This is a genomic window from Streptomyces sp. NPDC101152, from assembly GCF_044768275.1.
Classification (GTDB): domain Bacteria; phylum Actinomycetota; class Actinomycetes; order Streptomycetales; family Streptomycetaceae; genus Streptomyces.
This window is the reverse complement of the sequence record NZ_JBIWPO010000104.1, coordinates 1-9,711: the sequence shown is the minus strand read 5'-3', so window position 1 is coordinate 9,711 and position 9,711 is coordinate 1. Positions and strand designations below refer to the sequence as shown.

Here is a 9,711-nt window from a genome sequence, read left to right as displayed (position 1 = left end):
TTCCCACAACATCGCCACCCGTGGCGAGAGCGTGTGGAACGCGGGGCGTGAGTCACGCGCCCCTGCCACCCGATAGGGGTGGCTGGACGGAGGAGCCAACCCAGCAGCCAGCTGGGCACTACCTTCAAGCCCGGTCCCTCAGGGCCGGGTCAAGTTGACCGGTCCTTCTGTCATCAGTCCCGCGACCAGCGGCTGGGGGGGGTGCGCAGCCGTAGACGTTCTCCCTGGGACCCGAACATGATCAGATACTCGACCGGTCCGTCGGATCCGGCGTTCGCGACTGCGTGGGGGGTTCGAGTGTCGAACTCGGCGACGTCTCCTGCAGTCAGGACGAGGTCCTGGCTGCCCAGCGCGAGCCACAACCGCCCGTACAGGACGCAGAGCCATTCGTAGCCCTCGTGGGAGACTTGCCGGGGCCGCCCAGGCGGCTCCGCGACGGCAGGCAGGACGTGCTTGTGCGCGTGCAGGCCGCCGACGTACCGGGTCAGCGGCAACACTGCCTTGTCGTCGCCGAAGCGGTGCGGCGCCGTGCTGCGGGGCTCGGCCGCAGGGGCGGGTGCGGTGCCGACCAGCTTGTCCAGGGCGACTCCGTACTCCTTCGCCAGTTGCAGCACCACCTCCAGGGTGGGTTTGCGCCGGCCGGTCTCGATCCGCGACAAGGTACTGGGCGAGATGCCGGTCGCACAGCTGACAGCGGCGAGTGTGACGCCACGGCGCTCGCGCACGACCCGCAGCCGGGGCCCGATCGCCGCCAGCGTCCGGGCCACGTCGTCCCCTGCCACCGTCCCTTGGTCCTTCCCGCCGTGCCGCTTCACCCGCCAGTCCTGCAACCTTGCCAGAACGGCAACGCTGATCGCGTCGAGTGTCCGCCGCGTCGCATGATCGATGGGTTCCCGCCGGCCGCCCGCGAACCGAGGAGAAGTCCCCCATGCGATCCGAGCCGACCGCCGTACTGCGCCACCGCACCGTCGAAGCCCCTGCCGGGCGCCTGCACCTGGTGGAGCAGGGCACCGGCCCGCTGATCCTGCTCGTGCACGGCTTCCCCGAGTCCTGGTACTCCTGGCGCCGCCAACTCCCGGCCCTCGCCGCGGCCGGGTACCGGGGAGTGGCGATCGACGTACGCGGCTACGGCCGCTCCTCCAAGCCCACTGCGACCGACGCCTACCGAATGCTCGACCTGGTGGAGGACAACGTCGCCGTCGTGCGCGCCCTCGGCGAGGAAAGCGCGGTGATCGTCGGCCACGACTGGGGCTCCAACATCGCCGCCGCCTCCGCCCTGCTCCACCCCGCAGTCTTCCGCGCGGTCGGCTTGCTGAGCGTCCCCTACGCACCGCCCGGCGGTCCCCGCCCCACCGACGTCTTCGGCCAGATCGGCGGCGCCGAGCAGGAGTTCTACGTCTCCTACTTCCAGGAGCCCGGCCGCGCCGAGGCCGAGATCGAGCCCGACGTCCGTGGCTGGCTCGCAGGCTTCTACGCGGCCCTGTCCGCCGACACCATGCGCTCCCAGGGCGAGCCCGACCCGCACTTCGTCGCCCGCGGCGGCCGGCTACGCGACCGTTTCCCCGCCGGCCCGCTCCCAGCATGGCTGAGCGAGGAGGACCTCGACATCTACGCCGGGGAGTTCGAGCGCACCGGCCTGACCGGCGCCCTCAACCGCTACCGCAACATGGACCACGACTGGGAAGACCTCGCCCCCCACCGCGGAGCCCCGATCAAACAACCCGCCCTGTTCATCGGCGGCTCCCTCGACGCCTCCACCACCTGGATGGCCGCCGCCATCGACGCCTACCCCACCACCCTCCCCGCCCTGTCCGCCTCCCACCTCCTGGACGGCTGCGGTCACTGGATCCAGCAGGAACGCCCTCACGACGTCAACCGCCTGCTGACCGACTGGCTCGCCACGATTCAGGGCTGAACCAGGCGGATTCCTGAGCAGCCTGGTGGAGCGTTTCAGATGCGCCGCGCCGAAAGGGTGTCCCGAAAATGCTGTGCAAGAAGACACCCGCTGCGGTCAGCTCTCCATGCCACGAGCCGGTAGCAGCCCTACCAGTGCGTCTACCGCCTCAACAGCGTTCGGAGTGGCGAGTACGAGTACGGGGTCGGGCTTCCGGAGAAGGAGGCCGCTCCAGACCCGGAAGGAGGGACGGCCCTCCGGCCCACCGGTGTCGAAGGAGATGGACCCCGCCAGCTCGTGCACGTTGTTTTGTGCCCCAGGCATCCAGAACGCGGGGCTGTCCTCGAACCGAAGATAGTTGTGGCTGGCGAAGGGATACCACTGGCTCAACGCACTCGCCCCGGCGGCCAGCACCAACTCCTCTGCGACAGGAGGAGTCCAGGAATCGGTCCCCCGCACCGCGGCGTCGGCGGACCGCGCGCATTCCTCCATCCAGTCCCAGGCATCTGCCAACGGCCCCGGGGCGTTCATCTCCATCCGCCAAGTCTGACGGCGCCAGAGGCCTTTTGGACAGGCCCGTCCAGCGGACTGAGCCCGCGACAGTTCGACAAGCTGATCACCGCGCTACGGCGCGAGGGCGTGGACCCGGTCCGCAAGGGCCGACCGTGGAGCCTGCCCTCGCCCTTGTGCACCTGCGCGGACACGGCACGCTAGCGCAGATCGCCGCGGGCTTCGGCATATCCGTCGGCACCGCCCACGCCTACGGCGGCGCTCGCTCATCCGACAGCCCAACTGCGCGACCGGTACGGCAGGTTGAAGAGTTCACGGCATGATGCCCGCTGTGGACTCGATGAACGACGCGCCGAACCGGCCCCGAGCCCGCTGGGGCGTATTCACCCAACCGGACTTCCGCCTGCTCTGGACAGGCGAGACCGTGAGCGGGCTGGGCAACAGCATCACCGCGGTCGCGTTGCCGCTGATCGCAGTTGAAGAGTTGGACGCCAGCTCCACCGCCGTCGGCCTGCTCGCCGCGGCGGTTTGGCTGCCCTGGCTGCTGGTCGGGCTGCCCGTAGGCGCATGGGTGGACCAGATACGCAAACGGCCCCTGATGATCGCGTGCGATCTGGTGGCAGTCGCGGCACTGGTGACCATTCCCGTGGCGGCGTGGCTCGACGCTCTGACCTTCCAGCACTTGGTCGTCGTCGCCCTGATATCCGGCACCGCGACCGTGTGCTTCAACACCGCCTACCACTCGTACATCCGGATGGTGCTCGACGGCCGTGACCTGCTGGAGGGCAACGCCAAGCTGCAGGGCAGCGAGGCCGCCACCCAGGTCGCGGGGCCGGGGGTGGCGGGGCTCCTCGCGCAGTCGTTCGGCGCGGTCACCGCGCTCGTGGCCGACGCGGTGACGTTCCTGGTGTCCGCGGCCTGTCTGAAGCGGATCAGCGTGATGGAGCAGCACCGCGATCGGGACGAGGAACGTGTCCCCCTCCGCCGGCAGATCAGCGACGGGCTCCGCTTCGTGGGCAGGGACCGGTACCTGCGGCCGATGGTCACCTGGGGCGCCGTGATCAATATGGCGCTGATGGGCTACCAGGCGGTTCAGGTCGTCTTCCTGGTCCGCACCGTCGGGCTGATCCCAGCCATGGTCGGTCTGCTGCTGACCGGCGGCAGCACCGGCGGCATCGTGGGCGCGCTGGTGGCCACGAGGGTCAGCCGACGGTTCGGCACCGCGCGCGGGCTTCTTCTCTTCCAGGTCGCCGCCGCGCCGTTCGCGCTGCTCCTGCCGATGGCCACCATGGGGCCGGGGTTGTTGCTCTTCGCGATGGGAGCCTTCCTCGTCGGGATCGGCATTTCCGTGGCCAACATCGTGGTCGGCAGCTTCCGGCAGGCCTACTGCCCGCCGCACATGCTCGGCCGGGTCGTGGCGACGGCCATGATGATCAACCACAGCACCATTCCACTCGGGTCTCTGCTCGGCGGCGTGCTCGGCGACATCGTCGGGTATCGCCCGGCAATGTGGATCACGACGGGTATCGTCGCGCCCAGCTGGCTCATCCTTGCCGCAAGTCCGATGCGCCGCGAGCGTGACCTTCCGCGGGCCCACGATTGAGAACAAGCGCACGCAGAGAGCTGAAGGACGATGCAAGGGTTGTCGGATGAACCCGTAGTTCGGAGAAAGGCCTCTGTGCAGCAGGTGCAATACCGTCGCGCAACCGGTCGTGGAACCTCCTGCGCAGGGCGTTGTCGCGTCAGCGGCAGCAGCGGCAGGACCTGGGCCCACCCCGCGTCCGCATGACCGTCGGATACCGCCGCTCGCACAACGGGGTGTCAGCGGTGTTTCCGAACCGGTGAGCCAGGCAGTCATACCCCCAGATGACCGCAGAGCCCTCTCCTGTTGCTCGATGATTCGACACCACCGAGCAGGAGGCCCTGCTGGTATGCGCTGAGTGGCCCGAGATCGCCCAATCGAGTCTCCGTCCGGCGCGTATCAAGGCCCCGAAGGCCACAACTGCTTTCATGTCACGCGTCCTGGCCCCCGGGGTATCAGCCGCGCACTTTTGGAACTTGTGTCTGAACCGGGTGCTTCGGTCTGACGTGTGAGCCCGTGATCTCGTCGCTGTGTGGTGACGCTACAGCGGTGCCGTAGATGGCAGAGGTATGTCAAACACCGTCAGGCGGACAGCAGGTAGCGCACCGCCGTCTCCGCCAGATCGGCGACGAACGCGTCGTCCTTCACGGGTACCGGCCTGGCGAATCCCGGACCGTAGGCAACCCGGATGACCGACGCGGCGAAGACGGTGCTGAAGCAGGAGTGGACCGCGGTCTCGACGTCGGGCAGCGTGATGGCGTCCGCCACGCGAAGGACCACCTTGGCGAATCCGTTCCCGAGCTCCTGGCTGTAGCGGGAACCTCGGCGCCGGATCTCGGGATGTGACGCCGAGATCAGGACGACGGCCCGCAGGAACCGTTCATGTCGCAGGAACATGCCGATCGTTTCGGCCACTGCCGCGCGGACGAGTTCGGCCGCGGACAGGTCTGCCCATCGGCTGCTGTCCGAGAAGACCTGCTGCTCCGCGCGCAGGCGCTGGATGCCGTGCTCGTAGACGGCGAGGAAGAGGGCGTCCTTGCTGGTGGTGCGGGCGTAGATCGCCGGCGGCGCGACCCCGGCCCGCTCGCAGACGGCGGCGATGGTGAACGCCTCGTGCCCGCCGTCCTCCAGGATCGACACTCCGGCATCGAGCACCCGGTTCCACGCCTCGCGGCTGCGCCGCTGCTTGGGCGGCCGGATCTCCAGGTCGGCCGCCTGCGCTGCTCGGGCGTCGCCCATGACCTCAGCCTCTCGTTCTCAGGGTGCGTGCACAGGTCTTGACTAAACCGTAGTCCACACTACAGTCTGCGGCTAACAGTAGCGCCTGCTACTGTTTTCCTCTCGATGACACGAGGTGCTCCATGCCCGTGCCGAACAACCCCGGCGGCAGTGTCGCCGTCCTCGGCGCCGGTCCGGCCGGTATGGCCGCGGCCCTGTCCATAGCCCAGGCCGATCACGAGGTCACCGTCTACGAGCGCTACCGCGAGGCGCGGCCGGCCGGCAACATCCTCAACCTGTGGCCGCCACCCCTGAAGGCGCTCCGTGCACTCGGAGTGGACACCGAAGACCTCGGCTCCCCCACGGACACCGAGTTCCGCAACCTCCGCGGCCGCGTACGCGTGCGCGTCAAGCAGGACCCGGAGACCAAGCGCGCCTACGGCGGCGGGTTCATCGGACTGCTGCGGCCCGAACTGTACGAGCGGATGCTCGCCGCCATCCCGCCGGACACCCTGCGATTCAACCAGCAGGTGAACCGGATCGAGCAGAACGACCACGCGGTCATCCTGCACTTCGCCGACGGCACCGCGGCCGAGCACGACGTCCTGGTCGGCGCGGACGGCATCGACTCGCTGGTACGGCGCACACTGTGGGGGGATACGCCCAAGCGGGAGCACCGGCTGCACATCTTCGGCGGATTCACCTTCACCGACGTCCCCGGCACCGAACCGAACATGAGCGTTCTGACGCACGGCAGGACGGTGCAGGGAAGCTGGACGTCGATCAGGCACAAGGGCCGCGACGGCAACCAGTGGTGGGTGCTCACCGCCACCGACCCCGACGCCCCCGCACCGTCCGACCTCAAGGCCGCGGCCACCGCGCTGGCCGCGGAGTTCCCCGCGCCGCTGCCCGGGCTGATCGATCGGACGGAGCCGGACGACGTCCAACGCTGGGTGCTGCGCGACCGGCCCCGCCTGCAGCAGTGGTCCAAGGGACGGGCCACCCTCGTGGGCGACGCCGCACACCCGACCTCGCCCTACGCTGCCTACGGTGCGGGCATGTCCATCGAGGACGGCTACTTCCTCGGCCGGGCCCTGCGCGGCGTCGACCTCACCGACCTCACCGCCGTGCAGAATGCGCTGCAAAGCTACGAGGACCCGCGCAAGCCCCACACCTCCCGGCAGGTCCAGCAGGCATGGATGCTCGGCAAGGTCTTCCACCACACGCCCGCACTGCTGCGGCCGGTCCGGGACTTCATTTTCGACCACACCCCGCTGCTGCAGAAGGTCGCAGGCGACACCAACCCCCGTGAAATCCAGAAGCAACTGGCCCTCATCCAGGACTGACGTACCCCGGAAAGTACATGCTGACCGTCAGCTCCCCGACCGCCAGGGCGATCCCGTCGCGACGGCCGGGAGATGGGCCGATCGCACCAGAAGTGTTCACTGCCGTCCCGCCGGATCAAGCGGCTTCTGGCATGACGCGGCCGTGGGCGACATCGCGGCGTTCGGCGGGACGGGTCGTGCGGCGGGTCAGCCTCCGGGTCATCAGCGTGATCGCCGCCCACGTGATCAGCGATTCGCTCATCTCGGGCAGCCGTTCGTGGTCGCGGCAGTGACGGCGGGCCCTCATGATCCATGACCAGCCTCGCTCGACGGCCCACCTGCGTGGGAGCACGACGAGGCCCTTGGCATCCGGCGGGCGCCGGACCGTCTTGATGGACCCCCTTGGTCGTCGGCGGTGAGCCGCTGTTCCAGGTAGCTGAGCAGGTAGGTGCATTTCCGGACCATGTCGAGGTCGTCACCCAGGATAACGGCGAGCTCCTGTGCCCAGGCGGCGCGCAGCACCCTGAGGTTGGCCGCCGCGCGCTCGGTCGGGTGCACCTCGACGCCTCGGCCGTCGGTGGCGGCGCGAGAGACCATCCCCTTGCCCTCGAGGCTGCGCAGCGCCGTGCTGACGTTGGTGCGCTGCAGCCGGGTGCGGCGGGCGATCTCGCTCGGCGCGGCCCCGGGGTACAGGTCGACGACCCGCATCACCTGCCGCTCGGTTTCGGTCAGTGTCACCACCTGCGGGCCTTCCGGAGTCCGGGCACGCACCAGCCGGCCGACGTTGAGGATCAGGTCGGCTAGGTCGGCGAGCGGGCCATCGGCGTCCACACCGTTTTCTGTGTCGCGGGGCATGGCGCCACCCTACTGGATTATGACATCATAATTATGCCTCCATAATTAATGCGGGAGACCGGTCGGCGGTCGCCACAGCGGAGAGCACCGACGTCCCGAAGCCGGTGAACCTGGGGCGCCGGGCGCAGTTGGCCCTCATCCTCGGCTCGCTGAGCGCCTTCGGTGCACTCACGATCGACATGTACCTGCCCGCCATGCCGAGCATGGCTCACCCACTGCACACCAACGCGCCGCCGGTCCAGATGACCCTCACGGCGTTCGTCATCGGCCTGGCCCTTTTCCAGGTGATCGTCGGTCCACTGTCGGACGCGTGGGGCCGGCGCCGCCCGCTGCTTGCCGGTACGGCGCTGTACCTGGCGGGGTCGCTGTGGTGCGCGCTGGTGCCCGCCGTGGCTACCTGATCGCCGGCCGGATACTGCAGTCGCTGGGTGCGGCCGCGGGCACGGTCCTGGCCCGGGCCATCGTGCGGGACCTGTTCTCCGGCACCGCCATGACCCGGTTCTTCTCCACCCGCATGGTCGTCAGCGGCATCACCCCGGTCGTAGCACCCGTCATCGGCGGCCAACTGCTGAGGCTCACCACCTGGCGCGTGGTGTTCCTGGTGCTCGCCGCCGCTGGCGGTGCCCTGCTGCTGGCCATCGTCTTCGCGCTGCCCGAGTCGCTGCCGGACGCCAAGCGGGCGCCGGCTCACCCGCGCGCGCGACGCTGCGGACCTTCCGGACGCTGGTCACCGACCTCCATTACATGCGCTATGTTCTCGCCGCGGCACTGATGTTCGCCGCCGTGTTCGCTTACATCTCCGGATCGTCGTTCGTCCTGCAAGACGCCTTCGGGCTCACGGCCCAGCAATTCAGCCTCGTCTTCGGCCTCAACGGCCTGGGCGTCGTGCTGCTCGGGCAGGTCAGCGGCCGGCTCGTCGGCCGCGCCGCCGACGAGCACACCCTGCTGCGCGTCAGCGTGACTGTGGCAACCCTCGGCTCCGTCGGCGTCCTGACCTGCGCCGTGCTGAGCCTCCCGCTACCGCTGCTGCTGACCTGCCTTTTCCTGGTGGTGTCCGTGCTCGGCATTGTGCTGGCCAACGCCACATCCCTGGCACTGAGCGGCCACGGCTCTGCCGCCGGAGCCGCCTCCTCCCTGCAAGGACTACTGCAATTCCTCGTCGGCGGCCTCGCCGCCTCCGCCATGAACCTGCCCGGCCATGTCACCGCAGTCGCCATGGGCACCACCATGGCCATCTGCGCCGCAGCCGCGCTGGCCGTTCTCCATGCCCGTCGTACGTGAAACACCTGCTCATTTCCGGAGTTCCGGGCCCAGATGTCGGTGCGTTCGGGCACCAGCGAGCGCGTGCCGGTCTCGACATTCGCGAGTTCCGGTGCCGCCGGAATCAGCACGCACAGCCAACTGATCATTTCAGCACGATGCACGTGGGCGGCGCAGGCAAATGGCGGGGAGGTTGTTCACCGCCTCGAACCGCCCAGCGGGCTCCGGGATGCTGGCCAGGATCTTGTGGATCGTGTGCGAGACATCCGTCCGCCGACGCTCCTTTGGCCAGCGCGAGGCCAGCCACCGGTAGTCGCGGACGATGGAGTACGACGGGCCGATGTCGTGGGCAAACAGCTGGATGGCCGCGCTGACCGTGAACAGGTCGTCCTTCCCGGACGGATTCGCATCCCCATACGAGCGCATCAGCTCGATCTCCACGGCCGCATCGCCGATCCGCCACCGGCACCGGCACCGGCACCGCTCATCGTGGCGACCCAGTCCCGCCCCAGCTCGACCAGTTCGTCGTAGCGTTCCCGGGTCATACTCCCGATCCTCTCGGGCATCCGAACACCGCCCCCACGGGCCCGGGGTGCGGCACCCGTCATGCCACCAACTCTCCCTGGCAGACGGATACTTCGCACCATCAGAGGGCCAGAGGCTGTCGGAGAGGGCGCACGCCCCCGGCGCGCTGAGCGGCTTATGCCCGGTGGTCGCGCGGCCTCACGCCCCGCGTGGCCCGGTGCGCCACTTGTGCCAGGCCCCTTTGCGACAGGCAGGACCTTCGACCCCGACTGTCCACGACTGCCCGCAATCCGGACAGCCGGCCGTCACGCCGACCTTCACCGCCTCGGTCCTCGCCCGCGCCCACCGCATCCGCCGCCAGTGCCGCGACCGGCAGACGTTCGAACAGAACACTGCCGTCGCCTTCGCCGACGGCATCAGCGGACCACCGCACCCACCCGTCCCTGCCCATTGGTAGTCAGGGGCGCGGTGCTCTTTCGAGCCCGTTTCCCCATTCCCCTTTCAATCCGTGCGTGCGGTTTTCCCGCACACGGCTTACCGGT

The 9,711-nt window shown here is 69.0% G+C and carries 11 protein-coding genes and 3 pseudogenes; 8 read left to right on the top strand and 6 right to left on the bottom strand.

Features of this window, described 5'->3' with window-relative positions:
- Positions 1–173: 173 nt before the first annotated feature.
- On the bottom strand, positions 174–782 hold the full coding sequence (locus ACIRVK_RS44575) for a helix-turn-helix domain-containing protein (protein ID WP_404257749.1): 609 nt from the start codon (positions 780–782) through the stop codon (positions 174–176).
- 146 nt (positions 783–928) lie between these two features.
- On the opposite strand from ACIRVK_RS44575, the gene ACIRVK_RS44570 reads away from it, so the two are divergent.
- Entirely contained in the window at positions 929–1,915 is a 987-nt protein-coding gene (locus tag ACIRVK_RS44570; RefSeq protein ID WP_404257747.1) for an alpha/beta fold hydrolase, read from the top strand.
- 96 nt (positions 1,916–2,011) lie between these two features.
- Here the strand turns inward: ACIRVK_RS44570 and ACIRVK_RS44565 are convergent, their stop codons facing one another.
- Positions 2,012–2,431, bottom strand: a complete 420-nt coding sequence (locus tag ACIRVK_RS44565) for a hypothetical protein (protein WP_404257751.1) — start codon at positions 2,429–2,431, stop codon at positions 2,012–2,014.
- 9 nt (positions 2,432–2,440) lie between these two features.
- On the opposite strand from ACIRVK_RS44565, the pseudogene ACIRVK_RS44560 reads away from it, so the two are divergent.
- The 3 genes and pseudogenes from ACIRVK_RS44560 to ACIRVK_RS44550 all read left to right on the top strand — a co-directional run.
- Positions 2,441–2,569 (top strand): annotated as a pseudogene (locus ACIRVK_RS44560) (IS5/IS1182 family transposase); the annotation flags it as partial.
- A gap of 2 nt (positions 2,570–2,571) precedes the next feature.
- Positions 2,572–2,658: pseudogene (locus ACIRVK_RS44555) on the top strand (transposase family protein); the annotation flags it as partial.
- A gap of 65 nt (positions 2,659–2,723) precedes the next feature.
- Positions 2,724–4,007 (top strand): MFS transporter, encoded by a 1,284-nt coding sequence (locus ACIRVK_RS44550; protein ID WP_404257745.1) that lies wholly within the window; start codon positions 2,724–2,726, stop codon positions 4,005–4,007.
- Positions 4,008–4,568: 561 nt separating this feature from the next.
- Here ACIRVK_RS44550 and ACIRVK_RS44545 read toward each other — a convergent pair.
- Positions 4,569–5,225: a TetR/AcrR family transcriptional regulator gene (locus ACIRVK_RS44545; protein ID WP_404257743.1), complete on the bottom strand. Its 657-nt coding sequence runs from the start codon at positions 5,223–5,225 to the stop codon at positions 4,569–4,571.
- A 122-nt stretch (positions 5,226–5,347) separates the two neighbouring features.
- Here ACIRVK_RS44545 and ACIRVK_RS44540 point away from each other — a divergent pair, with 122 nt between their 5' ends.
- Positions 5,348–6,550, top strand: a complete 1,203-nt coding sequence (locus ACIRVK_RS44540; protein ID WP_404257741.1) for an FAD-dependent oxidoreductase — start codon at positions 5,348–5,350, stop codon at positions 6,548–6,550.
- 181 nt (positions 6,551–6,731) lie between these two features.
- On the opposite strand, the pseudogene ACIRVK_RS44535 reads toward ACIRVK_RS44540, so the two are convergent.
- Both ACIRVK_RS44535 and ACIRVK_RS44530 read right to left on the bottom strand, forming a co-directional pair.
- Positions 6,732–6,926, bottom strand: a pseudogene (locus ACIRVK_RS44535) (IS5/IS1182 family transposase); the annotation flags it as partial.
- Positions 6,833–7,384, bottom strand: a complete 552-nt coding sequence (locus ACIRVK_RS44530; protein WP_404257739.1) for a MarR family winged helix-turn-helix transcriptional regulator — start codon at positions 7,382–7,384, stop codon at positions 6,833–6,835. The gene ACIRVK_RS44530 and the pseudogene ACIRVK_RS44535, both read right to left, overlap by 94 nt.
- Positions 7,385–7,488: 104 nt before the next feature.
- Here ACIRVK_RS44530 and ACIRVK_RS44525 point away from each other — a divergent pair, with 104 nt between their 5' ends.
- Genes ACIRVK_RS44525 through ACIRVK_RS44515 form a run of 3 tightly spaced genes read left to right on the top strand, consistent with a single transcriptional unit; the run spans position 7,489 to position 8,665 of the window.
- Positions 7,489–7,785 carry an MFS transporter gene (locus ACIRVK_RS44525; RefSeq protein WP_404257737.1) on the top strand — a complete coding sequence of 99 codons (297 nt, stop codon included), beginning with the start codon at positions 7,489–7,491 and terminating at the stop codon, positions 7,783–7,785.
- Entirely contained in the window at positions 7,755–8,156 is a 402-nt protein-coding gene (locus ACIRVK_RS44520; RefSeq protein ID WP_404257735.1) for an MFS transporter, read from the top strand. The genes ACIRVK_RS44525 and ACIRVK_RS44520 overlap by 31 nt, the downstream gene beginning before the upstream one ends.
- Positions 8,129–8,665, top strand: coding sequence for a hypothetical protein (locus ACIRVK_RS44515; protein ID WP_404257733.1), 537 nt, complete (start codon positions 8,129–8,131; stop codon positions 8,663–8,665). The genes ACIRVK_RS44520 and ACIRVK_RS44515 overlap by 28 nt, the downstream gene beginning before the upstream one ends.
- A 129-nt stretch (positions 8,666–8,794) precedes the next feature.
- On the opposite strand, the gene ACIRVK_RS44510 is transcribed toward ACIRVK_RS44515, so the two are convergent.
- Complete coding sequence (locus tag ACIRVK_RS44510; protein WP_404257731.1) at positions 8,795–9,085, bottom strand: DUF6192 family protein; 291 nt, start codon at positions 9,083–9,085, stop codon at positions 8,795–8,797.
- Between the last annotated feature and the right edge of the window lie 626 nt (positions 9,086–9,711).

Bases quoted from the DNA above. Each gene is read 5' to 3' on its own strand.
- ACIRVK_RS44570 (WP_404257747.1), top strand. From the start codon at position 929: ATGCGATCCGAGCCGACCGCCGTACTGCGCCACCGCACCGTCGAAGCC.
- ACIRVK_RS44565 (WP_404257751.1), bottom strand. From the start codon at position 2,431: ATGGAGATGAACGCCCCGGGGCCGTTGGCAGATGCCTGGGACTGGATG.
- ACIRVK_RS44550 (WP_404257745.1), top strand. From the start codon at position 2,724: ATGATGCCCGCTGTGGACTCGATGAACGACGCGCCGAACCGGCCCCGA.
- ACIRVK_RS44545 (WP_404257743.1), bottom strand. From the start codon at position 5,225: ATGGGCGACGCCCGAGCAGCGCAGGCGGCCGACCTGGAGATCCGGCCG.
- ACIRVK_RS44540 (WP_404257741.1), top strand. From the start codon at position 5,348: ATGCCCGTGCCGAACAACCCCGGCGGCAGTGTCGCCGTCCTCGGCGCC.
- ACIRVK_RS44530 (WP_404257739.1), bottom strand. From the start codon at position 7,384: ATGCCCCGCGACACAGAAAACGGTGTGGACGCCGATGGCCCGCTCGCC.
- ACIRVK_RS44515 (WP_404257733.1), top strand. From the start codon at position 8,129: ATGCGCTATGTTCTCGCCGCGGCACTGATGTTCGCCGCCGTGTTCGCT.